This is a genomic window from Myroides sp. TSA_177.3 (genome assembly GCF_052691955.1).
The window spans coordinates 281,176-298,389 of record NZ_JBQZGD010000002.1 but is presented as its reverse complement, the minus strand read 5'-3'; the positions used below and the strand labels follow the sequence as shown (position 1 = coordinate 298,389).

Sequence of the window (17,214 nt, the reverse complement as noted above, 5' to 3'; positions counted from 1 at the left end):
TAAATAGTATGAATCAGCCTTTAGCATATGTTCATCCAGGAGCAAAAATAGCTAGAAATGTCGTAATAGAACCATTTACTACGATTCATAATAATGTGGAAATTGGCGAGGGAACTTGGATTGGTTCTAATGTAACTATCATGGAAGGCGCTCGTATTGGAAGAAATTGTAAAATTTTTCCTGGTGCTGTAATTTCTGCTGAACCACAAGATTTAAAATTTGAAGGTGAAGTAACTACTGTTGAAATCGGAGATAACACAACGATTCGTGAGTGTGTTACGATTAACAGAGGAACAAGAGATAGATATAAAACAGTAATTGGACAAAATTGCTTGATTCAAGCGTATAGCCACATTGCGCATGATTGTATTGTTGGAGATAATTGTATCTTCTCTAACTCAAGTACTTTAGCTGGACACGTGACAGTGGGAGACTTTGTTGTGTTAGCGGGATTAGTTGCTGTTCACCAATTCTGTACCATTGGGTCACATTCTTTTGTAACAGGTGGTACTTTAGTTCGTAAAGATGTACCTCCTTATATCAAAGCAGCAAGAGAGCCAATCTCTTATGCCGGAATCAACTCTGTTGGTTTACGTAGAAGAGGGTATGAACCCGAAAAAATTAGAGAGATTCAAGAAATCTACAGAATTTTATTTCAAAAGAACTATAACACAAGTCAAGCACTAGAGATTATAGAAACTGAAATGGAAGCAACTCCAGAAAGAGATGAGATTCTTATGTTTGTTCGCAATAGTTCAAGAGGAATTATGCGTGGATATTCAGGAATGTATTAATAATAAAATAAAGACTTAAAAAATGGCAACAACTTCAGATATTAGAAATGGTTTGTGTATCCGTCATAACAATGACATTTACAAGATTATAGAATTCTTACACGTTAAACCAGGAAAAGGACCTGCATTTGTTAGAACAAAAATGAAGAGTTTGACAAACGGAAAAGTATTAGAAAATACATTTTCTGCTGGTCATAAAATTGAGACAGTACGTGTCGAAACACATAAATTTCAATACTTATACCCAGAAGGAGATCAGTTTCATTTCATGAATGTTGAATCTTACGAACAAATTACTTTACTAAAAGATATTTTAGATGCTCCAGAATTATTGAAAGAAGGAGAAATGGTAATGGTTCAAATTAATACTGATACAGATTTACCACTTGCTGTGGATATGCCAGCTTCTGTAATTTTAGAAGTAACATATGCTGAGCCAGGTGTAAAAGGAAATACTGCAACGAATGCTACTAAACCAGCAACAGTTGAAACAGGAGCTTCTGTAAACGTACCTTTATTTATCAACGAAGGAGATAAAATTAAAATCGATACAGCTACAGGTTCTTATATCGAGCGTATCAAAGAATAGTCTATAATAGTCTAAGAAGAGAAGATGCGTTTTTCAAAAGTTCAAGATTTACAAACGATAGCCGAAATTATCGGCTGTAAATTCGTAGGGTCAGCAGATTTTCCGGTTTACGGGATGAATGAAATTCACGTAGTACAAGAAGGAGAAATAGTATTTGTGGATCACCCTAAATACTATGATAAAGCCTTAAATTCTAATGCAACCATTGTCCTAATTAACAAGGATGTGGAATGCCCAGAAGGGAAAGCTTTATTGATCTCTGACGATCCATTTAGAGATTTTAATAAGTTGTCAACTTATTTCAATCCATTCAAACCTGCTACGCAATTGCAAGCAAAAGATGCAGTGATTGGCGAGGGTACAGTAATTCAACCAGGAACTTTTGTTGGAAACAATGTGGTGATTGGAAAAAACTGTTTGATTCATCCAAATGTTGTCATCTACGATGGTACAGTAATTGGGGATAACGTAGTTATTCACGCAGGTACGATCTTAGGAGCAGATGCATTCTATTACAAAAAGAGACCAGAAGGATTTGATCCATTGATTTCTTGTGGTAGAGTCGTGATTGAAGATAACGTTGGTATTGGAGCAGCTTGTACAATCGATCGCGGTGTAACAGGGGATACAACCATCAAAGAAGGGGCTAAAATTGACAATCAAGTACATATTGGACACGACACCGTTATTGGTGTACGTTGTTTAATTGCTGCTCAAACAGGAATTGCAGGATGTGTTGTGATTGAAGATGAGGTAACGCTTTGGGGGCAAGTAGGTACAACAAGTGGAATTACCATTGGTACAAAAGCGGTTGTTTTAGCGCAATCAGGTGTTTCTAAGAGCTTAGAAGGAGGAAAAGTCTACTTTGGATATCCTGCAGAAGAGTCGAGAGAAAAGCTAAAACAAATGGCTAATATGAAAAAAATACCATCTATTTTAGAAGATCTAAAGAGATTAGAGAAATAACTAGAAGTAGAGGAAAAGAATAGATAATTAATCGATAATTGTTAAGGCTTATTTAACGAAGATTGCACCTAAAAAGTTTTAAAGCTGATTAGAATTGTTTATTTTTGTAGGAAGTAAGTTTTAAAAATAAATTAAAAACAAGATCATGAGTGTTTTAGTAAATAAAGATTCAAAAATAATCGTTCAAGGATTTACTGGAAGCGAAGGTACTTTTCATGCTTCTCAGATGATTGAATATGGAACAAACGTTGTAGGTGGTGTAACTCCAGGAAAAGGTGGAACAAGTCATTTAGATCGTCCAGTATTCAATACAGTATCAGATGCTGTTGAAAAAGTAGGTGCAGATACATCTATCATTTTTGTACCACCTGCATTCGCTGCAGACGCTATTATGGAAGCTGCAGACGCTGGTATCAAAGTAATTATTTGTATTACTGAAGGTATTCCAGTAGCGGATATGATTAAAGCTTATGACTACATTAAAACAAGAGACTGTAGATTAGTAGGACCAAACTGTCCAGGAGTTATCACTCCAGGTGAAGCTAAAGTTGGTATTATGCCAGGTTTCGTATTCAAAAAAGGAACTGTAGGAATCGTTTCTAAATCAGGTACTTTAACTTACGAAGCTGCTGACCAAGTAGTAAAAGAAGGTTTAGGAATTACTACAGCAATCGGAATTGGTGGAGATCCAATCATTGGAACTACAACAAAAGAAGCTGTACAATTATTAATGGCTGACCCTGAAACAGAAGCAATCATCATGATTGGTGAAATCGGAGGACAGTTAGAAGCTGATGCTGCAAGATGGATCAAAGAAAATGGGAACAAAAAACCAGTTATCGGATTCATCGCTGGAGAAACTGCACCTAAAGGAAGAACAATGGGACACGCTGGTGCTATTGTAGGTGGAGCAGATGATACAGCTGCTGCTAAGAAAAGAATCATGAGTGAGTGCGGAATTCACGTTGTTGATTCTCCTGCTGAAATCGGGAAAAAAGTAAAAGAAGTTTTAGATTAGTCCTAGGTTCAAATATAAAAAAAGCCCCATCTTTTGATGGGGCTTTTTTTGTTTACAGTTGATGGTTTACTGTTAACCGTAAACTGTCATATCAACTGTAAACCAAAAAAAAGCGGTCATATGACCGCTTTTTTTATTATCTCAATTGAGCTCCTATATTATTTTCTAATTGGTATTGAATTTTACCCATAATCTTCTCAATCTGGCTTTCAGTAAGTGTTTTAGTACTGTCTTCCATTAAGATTGAAATCGCATAGGATTTCTTACCGTCTTCAATCTTATCGCCTTGGTAAACGTCAAATAACGTAACATCTTTAATGATGGCTTTATCTACTTGTTTAACGATATTGAAGATTTCATCGAAGGTTACTTTTTCATCCAATAGTAAAGCGTAATCTCTTTTTACCGTTGGGAATTTATTCAAATCTGTAAATTTGATTTTGCTGCTTACTAATTTTAAGATTGCATCCCATTTGAAATCAGCGTAGCTAACCTCTTGTTTGATATCAAATTGCTTTGTTATAGCCTTTTTAAGGACTCCAAAGTCAACAATTGCCTCTTTCCCTACGAAATAAGTAATCCCTTCTGAAAACACGTCGTTTTCTGTTGGTTGTGTTGTGAACTTCGTTAAGCCTAATCGGCTTAAGATACTCAAGATATACCCTTTGAATTCGAAGAAGTCGCTTGGTTTTTGTTGAGAGTTCCATGAAGCTGGAGCACTATTACCCGTTACAAATAGAGCAAAGTGTTTATTCTCTTCAAAGTTATTCAACATCTTGTGGTATGTTTTACCAAATTCGAATAAACGTAAATCGCTGTTTTTTCTATTGATATTGTAAGAAATAGACTCTAAACCACCAAACAATAAAGATTGTCTCATTACAGATAAATCTGCACTTAATGGGTTTACGATATCTACTTGATAGCTCTTGTTGATACTTTCTGTTAGATTGCTATACTCAGGCGTAGTCAATGAATTGTTCATGATTTCGTGGAATCCTTGAGCAACTAATTGATTTGCGATGATATTTTGAACGCGGTGATCTTCTGTTCTTGAACTATTGGAGATTGTTGCGTTTAATTTTGAAGAGAAGCTAATGTTGTTGTATCCATACACACGTAGGATTTCTTCTATAACGTCAATTTCTCTTGTTACATCTGCTCGATAAGCAGGAACTGTAATTCCCAATCCAACATCAGACATGCTGTGTACTTTGATATCTAGCGAAACTAAAATCGTTTTGATTGTTTCTTTAGAGATATCTTCTCCTAAGATGCGGTTGATGTTATTGAAATTCAAGAATACCGAATGATCTTCTACTTTCTTAGGGTATAAGTCAACGATATCCGATGTAATTTCACCACCAGCTACACTTTGAATTAATAGAGCCGCATGTTTTAATGCGTATTCTGTAATAGATGGGTCAATTCCTCTTTCAAAACGGAAAGATGAATCAGTATTTAAACTATGTCTTTTTGCTGTTTTTCTAACGCTAACTGGGTTGAAGTATGCACTTTCTAAGAAAATAGTTGTTGTGTTTTCTGAAACGGCCGATTTTAATCCACCAAATACACCAGCGATACACATTGGTCCATTTTCGTCACAAATCATCAAATCGTCTTGATGTAAGGTGCGTTCTACACCGTCTAAAGTAACGAATTTGGTTCCTTCAGCTACTGTTTTTACAATAACTTTACTTCCTTTGATTTTAGCTGCGTCAAAAGCATGTAAGGGCTGCCCTAAGTCGTGTAATACGTAGTTTGTTACGTCTACAATGTTGTTTTTAGGTGTAATACCAATAGCTTTTAAGCGATTTTGTAACCATTCTGGAGAAGATTTTACTTCAATTCCGGAAATGGTAACCCCGCAATAGCGCGGCGCTTTTTTGTAATCATCAACGATTACATCCATTTTAAGGGTTCTTCGCTCTACTTTGAATTTACTTACAGCAGGTGTAATTAATTCTTTGTGTGGAGTTTCTATTTTTGGATTTTGTAAAAGACCTGCACGCAAATCTCTCGCAACGCCCCAGTGGCTCATTGCATCAGAACGGTTTGGTGTAAGTCCGATTTCAAAAACTTGATCTGTTGTAATATTGAAGATCGTAGCAGCAGGAGTTCCAGGAGCAATAGACTCATCTAAAACTAAGATTCCACTTCCATCTGTTCCGATGCCTAATTCAACAGCAGAACAAATCATTCCGAAGCTATCTTCTCCTCTGATTTTACCTTTTTTAATTTGAAATGCATTTCCTTCAGCATCGTACAACTCTGTGCCAATAGTTGCAACTGGTACTTTCTGTCCAGCAGCTACGTTTGGAGCACCACAAACGATTTGTACAGGTTCCCCCGTTCCTAAATCAACTTTTGTAACATTTAGTTTATCTGCATTGGGGTGTTTACTGCAAGATAATACATGTCCTACAACAACTCCTCTTAAACCTCCTTTTAAGCTTTCATATTGAGTAATTCCCTCAACCTCAAGACCTAAATCCGTAAGAATTTCTGATGTTTCTTCTGGCGTGATGTCTAACTTAATGAATTGCTTTAACCAATTGTATGAAATATGCATTCGAAAATAATTTTATTGTAGGCAAATATACGGATTGCCTTAGTTTAAGTGAAATAAATTTGGTGTTAATATTTAAAATCTAAAGTTCGTATTATTATAAGAACTTTTTTCGGATTGACTCACTGGGAATCATACATTGATCTTTTTTCCCGTACCATTTGTAGCGATTTTTTGCTATATAATCATAAAGCGAATCAGCCAATTTGGTAGGTAAAATCAGAAAAATTGTCAATAGTGAATGCCAACCACCAAGATATTTGGCAATCATCAATGCAGCTTGTGACTTGACATAATAAGCTTCTCCAGGTATGTATAGTACAATACTGTCTGTTTGTGCGCGATCTACACCAATTTGCTGTAGAATTTGTTGGCCCAATTCCGAATCCAATGAGGTAAATCGGAATTGATCTTGTCGATCTGCGGCAATCACCTTTTTGACTACATTGTCACATAGGTTGCATACGCCGTCAAAAAGAACAATTTTTTTGTTTTTAGGGAGTTCTTCTATCATTTTTTACGCTCTACCATTTCAAGTTGATCTATGTTTACTTTTGACGTAAAGAAACCATAATTCACCGTAGCGGTTTTCTTTTCAATACTGTCAATCGTTCCAACAGCTCTTCCTTCAAGCATTCTAACACGATCACCAACTTTTAGTGGGAATTTCGTCTTATTGCTCTCTTCTTGCTGTTTTTGAATCTCTTTTTTCTCTTTCTTCTCCTTGCGAATAACTTCTACTTTTTTCTCTACTTCTTGGAGTAAAGCCTTTTGTTCTGTCTCTTTTTTCTTTTTCTCCTGAAGGGTAACTTTTTTGCGCTTGGAGTTTTCAATTTCAACTACTTTGAGCAATTCACTAAATAGGGTCTTTTTGCTCTTGTTGTTGAAGTATTTTTCGGATAAGTCATCTAATTTCTGACCGAGATAAACCAAACGTTGGTTGGAATCATATAATTCCTGGTAACGTTCCAGCTTATCCTGAACCTTCGCATTGATGCCCTCTAATTTTTTGCTTTCTTCTCTTGCCTTTGTTTCTTCTTCTTTTAGATTTTGAGAGGTGCGTTCCAGTTTGTGTCTTTCCTTCTGTAAATTGGCAATGGTTTTGTCGAAGCGAACTTTTTCCGTTTCTACTTTCTTCTTTGCTCGGTTGATTAAACTAAAAGGAATACCATTCTTTTGTGCGACTTCAAAAGTAAAGGAACTACCTGCTTGACCGATATTCAATTTGTACAGGGGTTCTAACGACTTTTCGTCAAAAAGCATATTAGCATTGGTTGCATCTGGCAATTGATCAGCTAAGATCTTTAAATTCGTATAGTGGGTGGTAATGATACCATAAGCCTCTCGATCATAGAATTCTTCTAAGAAAACTTCGGCTAATGCACCTCCTAATTCTGGATCAGATCCTGTTCCGAATTCATCTATTAAAAATAAGGTATTTGAATTACATTTCTTCAAAAAATAATTCATATTTTTTAATCGATAGCTGTATGTGCTTAAATGATTTTCAATTGATTGATTATCACCAATATCCGTTAAGATGCGATCAAATAAAAATGTATGACTGCGTTCGTGTACCGGAATTAATAATCCCGATTGCAACATCAGCTGTAGTAATCCAACAGTTTTTAATGTGATACTTTTTCCTCCTGCATTCGGTCCTGAAATCACAATGATTCGACTGTCTTGTTCCAATTGAATCGTCTGCGGATGCGTAACCTTTCTCTTTTCTTTGTTGTTTAACCACAAAATAGGGTGGTAAGCTTCTCTGAAATACAGACTCTTTTCTTCGCGTATTTCAGGAAGTAAGCCATTGATCTTTAGTGCATATTTTGCCTTTCCTGCCGTAATGTCAAGTAAGCTCAAATATTGGGTATACTCCAACAATAATGTTCTGAAAGGACGAATGCTATTGGTTAGCGTTTTTAAAATGCGAACGATTTCTTCGCGTTCTTCGTATTCTAAATTGTTGAGCTCTCTCGAAAAATGCAAGGTCGCTTCTGGTTCAATGTAAATGATACTTCCCGTTTTGGACTGCCCTAAAACACTTCCCTTAACTTTTCGACGGTGCATAGCTATTACCGCTAATACACGTCGGTTGTCTACAATAGTTTCTCGAATATCATCAAGATATCCCGCGCTGTTGTATTGAGATAAGGCATAACCAAAACTCTGGTTAATCTTACCGCGAACCAAATTAATGCTCTTGCGGATCGATAATAAATCTACTGAAGCATTGTCTTTAATCTCCCCATATTTATCCAATACATTTTCAATTTCTTTTAAAATGCTCTTTTCTAAGGTTAGGGTAGCGGTATCTGAAGAGAGATACGGATAATAATCACTGAATTTTTTGAAATAGGTGATTAAATTACTCGTTGTCTCTGTTAGGTTATATATCTTTTTAAAACTACTTACTTCTAGGAAGCTGTCTTCAATGCCTAAGAATTTCAGTTCATAGTCAATCCCTTCAAAATAATGATTAGGAATAACGTTGTTATTGGTAAAAGAAGCTAAATATTCTGAGGTTTGTTGGAGGGCATGTAAAGTTTGTTCTTTTGTTTTGTACGGAACAATTTCCATGGCCAATTCTTTTCCGCTTTCTGTCACACAGAGATTGGAAACGAAAGTTAAAACGGTATTAAATTCTAAATCTTGTAAAGTCTTTGTATTAATCGATGTCATGTGTTACAATGAGATTATCTAGCAAAAATACTACTTATTTATGTAAAAAAAGAGAGAAGAGCGATAAAGATACGCGGTAATTCGCCGTGCAAAGGAGGGAATGGAATAGAATAGTTTACCTTTGATAGGCAAGAAATAAAGCGGAGATAGCAGTAAAAGAAAACAGATGAAAAATACGGTTTGGGTAGATGAGATTTTAGAAGCATTGCACGATGTTGTGATGGAAAGAGAATTCAAAAAAGGGGAATCTCTTCTGCGTATCGGCGAGGTATGTGAATATGTGGGTCGAGTAGAGGAAGGAGCCTTGCGTATGTTTTATCTCGATGCAGAAGGAAAAGATATTTCGTTTTCCTTTTCTTTAACACACGATATTTTTACGCATTATGAAGGGTTGCTTTCAGGACAAGCTTCTACCATGGAGATTGAAGCTCTTGTGGATACGAAAGTTTTGCTCATTCGAAAAAAAGAGTTGTTTGAGCTATATGAATCCTCTTTTTATTGGCAAAAAATAGGAAGATTAATGTCGGATGCTATTTTCTTATCCGCAAAAGAGCGCATCGACTTTTTACTTTTTTACACCATTGAGCAGCGTTATACCTATTTGCTGATGAAACAGCCTGAAATTTTGGATGTAGTGGCGCAGAAACATATTGCCAGCTATATCGGAATTCAACCGCAATCGCTCTCTCGATTAAAAAAGCGCATCAATAAAAACGAAGAGTTAACTTAAGTGAATGTACCTTTTTTGCTGATGCATTAGTTTTGCAGTTCACAATAAACTAAACGTGATGATAGAAGGTATTCAAGGGATAAATGCAGTAGTCTTTCTTTTATTAGGAGGAGTACACCTGTTTTGGGTATTCGGCGGTCTTTGGGGAACGCAATTTGCCATTCCTAGTACAACCACAGGAGAGCCTGTTTTTCAACCTAGAAAAGGAGGGACTTTACTCGTGGCTTGTTGCTTGTTTGCTGCGGCAATTCTAAATTTAGGTTTTTTAGCGATTGGACCCTGGGCGTATTTTTGGATTGGCCTCTTGTTCGGATTGCGTGTTATTGGGGATTTTAAATACGTTGGACTTGGTAAAAAAGTAAAAAATACTCCTTTTGCTCAGAAAGATGCAACCATTTTTATTCCCATTTGTATATATTTGAGTTTAAGTCATTTTTTCTTGTTTTTTTGGCAATAGTTTGAGTTTTTTGGTAGATATGATGAATATCAGTTCTTTTCTTTGTTAAAAAGCAGTAATTTGTATTCGGAATTAAAAAGCTAAAAATTAACCTGATAAGAAAAACTGAATCTATGAAATATGTATCTGCTCAAGAAGCTGCTAAAGTTGTACAATCTGGAGATCGAATTTATGTCCATGCGGCGGCTGCAACCCCCAATGTTTTAACCAAAGCGATTAGTGATCGAGCTGGTGAATTGCGCAATGTTGAATTTTGCCATATTCACACAGAAGGAGAAGCGCCTTATGCAGATCCTGCATTGTCCGAAAGCTTCCACGTCAATTCGTTCTTCATTGGTAAAAACGTACGTCATACATTAGCAGCGGGTAACGGATCGTATACCCCAGTTTTTTTAAGTGAAGTTCCTTTGTTGTTTAGAAAAGGCGTACTAAAAGTAGACGTTGTTTTAATTCAAGTTTCTCCACCAGATGAGCATGGATTTTGTTCGCTTGGGGTATCTGTAGAAGCTTGTGTGGCAGCAATGGAAAGAGCAAGAGTGGTTATTGCACAAATTAACCCGCAAATGCCACGTACATTTGGTGATAGTGTATTGCATAGCTCAAAAATTGACTTAGCTGTGGATTATGATTGTCCAATTTATGCGGCTAAAGAGGTTGTGATTACAGAAAAAGAAGCGACAATTGGAAAATTTGTGGCTAATTTAATAGAAAATGAAAGTACCCTTCAAATGGGGATTGGCTCTATTCCCAATGCTGTTTTGGCTCAATTGAATAACCATAAAAATTTAGGACTACATACAGAAATGTTTTCAGATGGGGTGATTGATTTAATCCAAAATGGGGTGATTGATTGCTCGAAAAAGAAAATTGCCAAAGGAAGAGCGTTAGCTACTTTCTTAATTGGTTCTAAGAAACTCTATGATTTTGTCGATAATAATCCTTTTATTGTGCTAAAAGAATCGAGCTATGTGAACGATACTGCGATTATTCGCAAGAATCCAAAAGTAGTGGCGATTAACTCGGCTATTGAGGTGGATTTAACAGGGCAAATTTGTGCGGACTCTATAGGGCATCGCATGTACTCTGGAGTAGGAGGTCAAATGGACTTTGTTCGTGGGGCTTCTTTGAGTGAAGGAGGAAAAGCAATTATTGCTTTAGCTTCTACGAGTAACCAAGGGCATAATCGAATTGTTCCGTTCTTGCGTCAAGGTGCTGGAGTTGTTACAACACGTGCACACGCACAATATATCGTTACGGAATATGGAGTAGCTGATTTGTACGGTAAAACACTCAAACAAAGGGTAGCAGCGATGGCTGAAATTGCCCATCCAGACTTTAGAGAAGAAATTTTGAAAGCGTATTTCGATAATTTGAAATCGTAAGACTGAATAAGATCTAACTGGAGTTAAAAATAGCACATCATCCTGCTAAGAGGCAAATGGTCATTTGCCTGTTCAGAGGGAAAAAAATAGCGATAGAATAGAAGGAGCGAATAACCATTCGCTCCTTTTTTTTAGACTGTATTCGGGTTTGTGTTGGTTTTGAGGGATTTGTGTATAGTTGTATGAGAAATGGAAAATATTTTTTTTAGATTTTAACCCATAATTTTAAGATTAAGTTGGTTTTTTGTACAATAAAATATAAAGGTATACTGTTTAAAAAGGGTATAAATCGTTATATTTGACACTAAAATAAATAGAAAATCAATGCGTAGAATTAATAGGTTGGCTTGTATAGCTGCACTAGTGGGTAGTATGAGCCTTTATGCACAGCAAACAGCTGTATATACAGGTCCTTATGCAACGTTTAATCATGCAGTAGCGCTGTATAATGAACAAGAGTATTTAGCAGCCCAACTATTGTTTGATAAAATAAAGAAAGAAAATAGTTCAGAGAATAAAGAAATAGAAGCGGATTGTGCGTATTATATCGCCAATTGTGCTATTCGATTGGATCAAAGTGGTGCGGAAAACAAAATTGATGATTTTGTTGCTAATTACCCAACGAGTTCCAAGCAAAATATTGCGTATATCGAAGCAACAGACTACTATTTCACTAGAGGTCAATTTGCAAAGGCAGCTCATTATGCAGCTAAAGTAAAAGATCACGTAATCGAAACAGAAAAAGTAGCTGATCGATTCTTCTTTGAAAAAGGATATAGTTCTTTTTACATGAAGAACAGAAAAGAGGCGAAGAAATACTTAGAAAAAGTAAGTCAAAATGGTGAGTGGGGAGAGCAAGCAACCTATTATTTAGGGTATATCGCTTACGATACCGATAATTTTGATGATGCGAAAAAGCTGTTTGAAAAAGTAGAAAGCAAGGAAAAGTACAAAGAGAAAATGGGGTACTTCCAAGCGGATATGAATTTCAAAACAGGGAATTTTGAGCAAGCGATTGCTGATGGTTTATCGCAAATCAATAAATCCAATCCACAAGAAAAATCAGAACTTTCAAAGATTATTGGGGAGAGTTACTTTAACCTCAAACAATATGACAAAGCCCTTCCTTATTTATTAGAGTATAAAGGGAAAAACGGCAAGTGGAATAATACGGATTACTATCAATTAGGATATGCCTATTATAAGTCGAAAGACTATGAAAAAGCAATTGAGCAGTTCAATAAAATTATCGATGGAGATAATGCGATTGCTCAAAATGCATACTACCACTTAGGAGAAAGTTATTTGCATACGCATAAAAAAACACAGGCTTTGAATGCATTTAAAAATGCTTCGGAGATGCGTTTTGATGCTAGTATTCAAGAAGATGCTTATTTGAATTACGGGAAGTTGAGTTATGATATTGGAAATGCTTACCAAAGTGCACCAAAAGTAATTAGCGGATTCATGGAGAAATACCCAAGTTCACCTTATAAAGAGGAGATGGAAGGTTTATTAATCGATTCGTATATTACTTCTAAAAACTTTTCAGAAGCTTTGGTGCTTTTAGAGAAGAACAAAACAACGGCAAATAAAGAAGCCTACCAAAAGGTAACGTTTTACCGCGGATTAGAATTGTTTGCAGAAGGAAAGTACGACGAGGCTTTAGCTATGTTTACTAAATCTTTAGTAGAGCGTCAAGATGGAGTGTTTACAGCTCGTGCTTATTATTGGCAAGCAGAGTCTAATTATGCGTTGAATAAATTTTCTGAAGCTATATCCTCTTATGTGAGCTTTTTAGGTAGCCCACAAGCTAAAAATACCAATGAATACAAAAATGTAAACTACGGTTTAGGATATACGTACTTCAAGCAGAAGGATTATAGCAATGCAGCAAAGCAGTTTCAGAGTTTTATTGCAACAGCGCCAAAAGATGAGGCAAGACGTGTTGATGCTTACCTTCGTTTAGGGGATAGTCAATTTGTAGAGGGTAGTTATTGGGCTGCTATGGAGTCATATAATAAAGTGATTGAAGCTAATAAGGTAGATGTCGAGTATGCGCGTTTTCAAAAAGCATTGGCTTATGGATTCGTAGATCGTTTACAGAAAAAAGCAGATGATTTAATTGCTTTTACTAAAGATTATTCGAAATCAAGTTTAGCAGACAATGCTTTATATGAATTAGGGATGACGTATGTTGTGATGCAACAACCACAAAAAGCAACGCCTATTTTTGATCAATTATTGAAAAATTTCCCGAAAAGCTCTTATGCTTCTAAGGCCTTATTGCGCCAAGGTTTAATTCACTATAACGCGAATAGACCAGATGAGGCATTGGTTAAATTTAAAGAGGTTGTCGCAAAATACCCTACTAGTGCAGAAGCGATTGAGGCGGTACAAAATGCTCGATTGGTTTATGTAGATCAAGGAAAGGTAGATGAATACGGGGCTTGGGTTAAAGGCTTGTCATTTGTAAGTGTAAGTGACTTGGAGTTAGATAAGGATACGTATGAGTCTGCGGAGAAACAGTATATGCAAAATAATACGCAAGCAGCAATTGCTGGTTTTGAGAAATATTTAGCTGCATATCCAAAAGGATTAAAAGCGTTACAAGCTCATTTTTATTTAGGGCAAATGTATTTTGCAGCAAATAATTCGAAAAAAGCACAAACCCATTATTTAGCAGTTGTTGAAGGCAACAAAAATGAATATGTGGAAGTGAGTTTATCGCGTTTGGCTGAAATATACTTGAAAGATAAAGATACTGACCAGGCTTTATTGATGTTAAGCCGATTGGAAAATGAGGCTGCTCAAGAACAAAATAAAGTTTTTGCGAAGTCGAATTTGATGAAGCTTTATTATCAAGAAGAAGATTATACCAACGCTTTAGATTATGCTGAGCAGGTATTGAAAATGGCAAAAATAGACGATAAGGTTAAGAGTGATGCGCAAATTATTATTGCGAGAACAGCTTTTGCAAATAAACAATACGACAAGGCGAAAAAAGGATATGCAGATGTAGCTAAAATTGCCAAAGGGGAATTAGCGGCTGAGGCCTTGTATTATGATGCGTTCTTTAAGCGTATGGACAACAAGTTCGATGCTTCTAATGAGAGCGTTCAAAAATTAGCGAAAGACTATTCAGCCTATAAGTATTACGGGGCAAAAGGATTGGTATTGATGGCGAAAAACTTCTATAGCTTAAAAGATGCGTATCAAGCGACGTATATCTTGGATAGTGTAATTAAGAATTTTGGAGAATTTTCGGATGTTGTTGCAGAAGCACAACAAGAATTGAACACCATTAAGGGCCAAGAAGCGAAAAGCAATTCATCTGTAGTACAGTAAGGTTTAATCGAATTAGAAAGTAATTATGAAGCAGATAAAAATATTAACCTTTGTATCAAGTGTATTGTTCGTTGGTGCAGCGGTTGCTCAAGATAAAAATAAAAGTGATTTAGGAACAGAAGTTGTGGACGTAGTAAGACGTTATGATGCGACTGTTTCGGAGGCATTCAAAGTGAGAGAAATGCCTAATTTAGACGAAGATGTTAAAGGGAAAAAGAAAGAGGTTGTTTATACGATTACTTCTTTTCCGGTAGCGTCTACCTTTGTACCTACAAAAGGAGAAGCAGCAAAAGTAGAAGCAAAGCGCAATTTAGAGCGTTTTGATAACTATGCCTTATTTGCTATTGGTAATTATACGAATATCAATGGAGAATTGTTTTTGAGTAGTCAAATCGACCCGGATAGTTATATTGCTGGATTCGTAAACCATTTTTCTTCTCAAGGGGGAATTAAGAACTTGTTGTTAGATGATGATTTTTCTAAAACGAAAGCAGGTGTTAATTTTTCTGGACAGAAAAAGAAAATAGGATGGAACACAGAGGTAGGAGGTTCTTATCAAACGTTGAACTGGTATGGTTTACCTCAAGAGGAAATGGGCGATCTGATTCCTCAGAGTACTATAGTTAGCATCAACCCAAAACAAAAGTATAAATCGTTCTATTTTGATGGATCTGTATCTTTTGAAGATTTACCAATCAAAGGAGTGGATGTGTATTACAACAACTTTAGTGATGATTTTGATCGTGCTGAAAACCGCTTTGTATTCAAACCAAGAGTGGAAACGACATTTGATGAAGGAATCATTGGTAAGTTGAACTTGGTTGTGGATTATGTGAGTTCAGATTATAGAAAACAAAACTTTTTAACGGACCAAGGTTGGGACCATGCTAATACTGCTATTGCGACGCAAAAAGTAAGTGATAAGCATTTTAATTTCGGTGCAGAGCCTAGTGTTGTTTTAAAAGGAGATGATTACTTCGTACAATTAGGGGTAGGTTTATACTACAACAATGGTAAAGTAGGAGGAAGTTCAGATAATAGTTTTAAATTTTACCCACAAGTAAAGGCTTCTTATAACTTAGTGCCGAATATTGTAATTGCTTATGCTGGGATTGACGGACGTTTGACGCAAAATTCATTTAAAGATTTCGTTGATCAAAATCCATTTGTATCACCAGAAGCGATGCTTTTACCAACAGATAAGACCTATGATTTTCACGTGGGGATGAAAGGAAAATTAGATCATACGATTTCGTATAATATTAAAGCTTCTTATTTAAAGGAAAATGACAAAGCATTATTTGTTTCTACTCCTTATTCATCAAATACAAAACGTTTAGGGTATTTATATGGCAATGCTTTTAATGTGGCTTATGCTGAGGTAGAAACGCTTCGTTTGTTTGGGGAATTGCGTTTTGATATTGACAATACCTTGCTTTTAGGTGTTCATGGAGAATACAACCACTATGATACGAATACAGCAGAAGCTTGGGGATTACCTAAAATAAGAGTGGGTGCAGATGCCTTGATTAACTTTACAGAGCAATGGTTTGCAGGAATGGATTTACAGTATGTCGGAGAGCGAAAAGATATGTTTGTTAACCAAGATTCTTCATTAGATGGTGGAAATGTAGCGGATGTAGTGAGAAAAGTTGATGGATATGCAGATTTGAACTTAAAAGTAGGGTATAGACCAACGAAAAATTGGACCGTATTTTTAAAGGGAAATAACCTGTTAAATGAAACGTATAATCAGTGGGGAAGCTTCAAATCTCAAGGTATACAGGTAATGGGTGGAGCTATTTATAAATTCGATTTTTGAGAATAATTGCGACTTAAATATTGTTAAAAATCATATTTTTTTAGTTTAAAGCCGTTTTATTCTCAATTTTTAATTTTTTTTCATAGTTTATTGGACTACTTTTGTTGCTCAAACAGCAAAACAGAACCTATAAGGTATTTAAGAAATTAGAAATGACACTAAAACAAGAATTAAAGGCTACATTTTTACAGCGATTAGATGATAAGATTGATGCCCTCCGAGGTATTGTCGAAGATTTAGCGGTGGATGCTCAAACAGATGCAAAAAGCTCTGCAGGGGATAAACACGAAACAGCTTTGTCTATGATGCATTTAGAGCAAGAAAATATTGCCAAAAAAATTAAAGAGAGCCTTGATCTAAGAGAGGTTGTCAAGCGAGTAGATGAGCATAAAAACTCAGATATCGTAGAGTTTGGAAGCATTGTAAAAGTCAATACAGTTTATTTATTTTTGGCTGCTGCCTTGCCGAAAGTATCCGTAGACGACGTATCAGTTTTAGGTGTTTCTATGGATGCACCCATTGCGAAAGCATTGTTGGGACGTAAATTACACGATTCATTTTCTTTTAATAATTGTGATTTTACGGTTAATTTTTTAGAGTAAAAAAAAGAATTAGATTGATAAATAAAACAGGTGTAAGCGAAAGTTTACACCTGTTTTTTTTTGAATCAATACAGCAAAAAATAAAGTAGAACTTTTTTGTGAAAAGATGGAATATTATTGTAATTTGAGACCTTCCGTTTTTTGTTAGAAATGTTTAAATTAAATACGAAAAACGTTGAGATAAGGAGAAGAGAAGTTGATAAATTGTTTAAAAAAAGCTATATTTGTACGTTACTTATTTTAGAAAATTAT

The 17,214-nt window shown here is 35.8% G+C and carries 13 protein-coding genes; 10 read left to right on the top strand and 3 right to left on the bottom strand.

Going from position 1 to position 17,214, the window contains the following annotated elements:
• Window positions 1–8 precede the first annotated feature (8 nt).
• From lpxA to sucD, 4 genes are all read left to right on the top strand, one after another.
• The gene (lpxA, locus tag ACUTSE_RS03375) at window positions 9–794 is read left to right on the top strand and encodes an acyl-ACP--UDP-N-acetylglucosamine O-acyltransferase (protein WP_002985650.1); all 786 of its coding nucleotides are present in this window, start codon (window positions 9–11) and stop codon (window positions 792–794) included.
• Between the two features lie 22 nt (window positions 795–816).
• Complete coding sequence (gene efp / locus ACUTSE_RS03370) at window positions 817–1,383, top strand: elongation factor P (RefSeq protein WP_002985648.1); 567 nt, start codon at window positions 817–819, stop codon at window positions 1,381–1,383.
• A 24-nt stretch (window positions 1,384–1,407) separates the two neighbouring features.
• Window positions 1,408–2,349, top strand: a complete 942-nt coding sequence (locus ACUTSE_RS03365; RefSeq protein WP_002985646.1) for a UDP-3-O-(3-hydroxymyristoyl)glucosamine N-acyltransferase — start codon at window positions 1,408–1,410, stop codon at window positions 2,347–2,349.
• A gap of 145 nt (window positions 2,350–2,494) precedes the next feature.
• The gene (gene sucD / locus ACUTSE_RS03360) at window positions 2,495–3,367 is read left to right on the top strand and encodes a succinate--CoA ligase subunit alpha (RefSeq protein WP_445639236.1); all 873 of its coding nucleotides are present in this window, start codon (window positions 2,495–2,497) and stop codon (window positions 3,365–3,367) included.
• Window positions 3,368–3,503: 136 nt separating this feature from the next.
• On the opposite strand, the gene pheT is transcribed toward sucD, so the two are convergent.
• The 3 genes from pheT to ACUTSE_RS03345 form a co-directional block, all read right to left on the bottom strand.
• Entirely contained in the window at window positions 3,504–5,939 is a 2,436-nt protein-coding gene (gene pheT, locus ACUTSE_RS03355; RefSeq protein ID WP_445639235.1) for a phenylalanine--tRNA ligase subunit beta, read from the bottom strand.
• A gap of 94 nt (window positions 5,940–6,033) precedes the next feature.
• A complete protein-coding gene (locus ACUTSE_RS03350; protein ID WP_002985640.1) occupies window positions 6,034–6,450 on the bottom strand; it encodes a thiol-disulfide oxidoreductase DCC family protein in 417 nt (138 codons plus the stop codon).
• Entirely contained in the window at window positions 6,447–8,621 is a 2,175-nt protein-coding gene (locus ACUTSE_RS03345) for an endonuclease MutS2 (RefSeq protein WP_002985638.1), read from the bottom strand. The genes ACUTSE_RS03350 and ACUTSE_RS03345 overlap by 4 nt, the downstream gene beginning before the upstream one ends.
• A 166-nt stretch (window positions 8,622–8,787) precedes the next feature.
• On the opposite strand from ACUTSE_RS03345, the gene ACUTSE_RS03340 reads away from it, so the two are divergent.
• From ACUTSE_RS03340 to ACUTSE_RS03315, 6 genes are all read left to right on the top strand, one after another.
• Window positions 8,788–9,351: a Crp/Fnr family transcriptional regulator gene (locus tag ACUTSE_RS03340; protein ID WP_445639234.1), complete on the top strand. Its 564-nt coding sequence runs from the start codon at window positions 8,788–8,790 to the stop codon at window positions 9,349–9,351.
• A gap of 58 nt (window positions 9,352–9,409) precedes the next feature.
• A complete protein-coding gene (locus ACUTSE_RS03335) occupies window positions 9,410–9,808 on the top strand; it encodes a DUF3995 domain-containing protein (RefSeq protein ID WP_445639233.1) in 399 nt (132 codons plus the stop codon).
• A gap of 113 nt (window positions 9,809–9,921) precedes the next feature.
• Window positions 9,922–11,190, top strand: coding sequence for an acetyl-CoA hydrolase/transferase family protein (locus ACUTSE_RS03330; protein ID WP_445639232.1), 1,269 nt, complete (start codon window positions 9,922–9,924; stop codon window positions 11,188–11,190).
• Between the two features lie 324 nt (window positions 11,191–11,514).
• Window positions 11,515–14,538 (top strand): tetratricopeptide repeat protein, encoded by a 3,024-nt coding sequence (locus tag ACUTSE_RS03325; RefSeq protein ID WP_445639231.1) that lies wholly within the window; start codon window positions 11,515–11,517, stop codon window positions 14,536–14,538.
• A 25-nt stretch (window positions 14,539–14,563) separates the two neighbouring features.
• On the top strand, window positions 14,564–16,360 hold the full coding sequence (locus ACUTSE_RS03320) for a TonB-dependent receptor (protein WP_445639230.1): 1,797 nt from the start codon (window positions 14,564–14,566) through the stop codon (window positions 16,358–16,360).
• A gap of 152 nt (window positions 16,361–16,512) precedes the next feature.
• On the top strand, window positions 16,513–16,962 hold the full coding sequence (locus ACUTSE_RS03315) for a hypothetical protein (protein ID WP_002985625.1): 450 nt from the start codon (window positions 16,513–16,515) through the stop codon (window positions 16,960–16,962).
• Window positions 16,963–17,214: the final 252 nt, after the last annotated feature.

Bases quoted from the DNA above. Each gene is read 5' to 3' on its own strand.
- ACUTSE_RS03350 (WP_002985640.1), bottom strand. From the start codon at position 6,450: ATGATAGAAGAACTCCCTAAAAACAAAAAAATTGTTCTTTTTGACGGC.
- pheT (WP_445639235.1), bottom strand. From the start codon at position 5,939: ATGCATATTTCATACAATTGGTTAAAGCAATTCATTAAGTTAGACATC.
- sucD (WP_445639236.1), top strand. From the start codon at position 2,495: ATGAGTGTTTTAGTAAATAAAGATTCAAAAATAATCGTTCAAGGATTT.
- lpxA (WP_002985650.1), top strand. From the start codon at position 9: ATGAATCAGCCTTTAGCATATGTTCATCCAGGAGCAAAAATAGCTAGA.
- ACUTSE_RS03365 (WP_002985646.1), top strand. From the start codon at position 1,408: ATGCGTTTTTCAAAAGTTCAAGATTTACAAACGATAGCCGAAATTATC.
- ACUTSE_RS03345 (WP_002985638.1), bottom strand. From the start codon at position 8,621: ATGACATCGATTAATACAAAGACTTTACAAGATTTAGAATTTAATACC.
- ACUTSE_RS03320 (WP_445639230.1), top strand. From the start codon at position 14,564: ATGAAGCAGATAAAAATATTAACCTTTGTATCAAGTGTATTGTTCGTT.
- ACUTSE_RS03315 (WP_002985625.1), top strand. From the start codon at position 16,513: ATGACACTAAAACAAGAATTAAAGGCTACATTTTTACAGCGATTAGAT.
- ACUTSE_RS03330 (WP_445639232.1), top strand. From the start codon at position 9,922: ATGAAATATGTATCTGCTCAAGAAGCTGCTAAAGTTGTACAATCTGGA.
- ACUTSE_RS03340 (WP_445639234.1), top strand. From the start codon at position 8,788: ATGAAAAATACGGTTTGGGTAGATGAGATTTTAGAAGCATTGCACGAT.
- ACUTSE_RS03325 (WP_445639231.1), top strand. From the start codon at position 11,515: ATGCGTAGAATTAATAGGTTGGCTTGTATAGCTGCACTAGTGGGTAGT.
- ACUTSE_RS03335 (WP_445639233.1), top strand. From the start codon at position 9,410: ATGATAGAAGGTATTCAAGGGATAAATGCAGTAGTCTTTCTTTTATTA.
- efp (WP_002985648.1), top strand. From the start codon at position 817: ATGGCAACAACTTCAGATATTAGAAATGGTTTGTGTATCCGTCATAAC.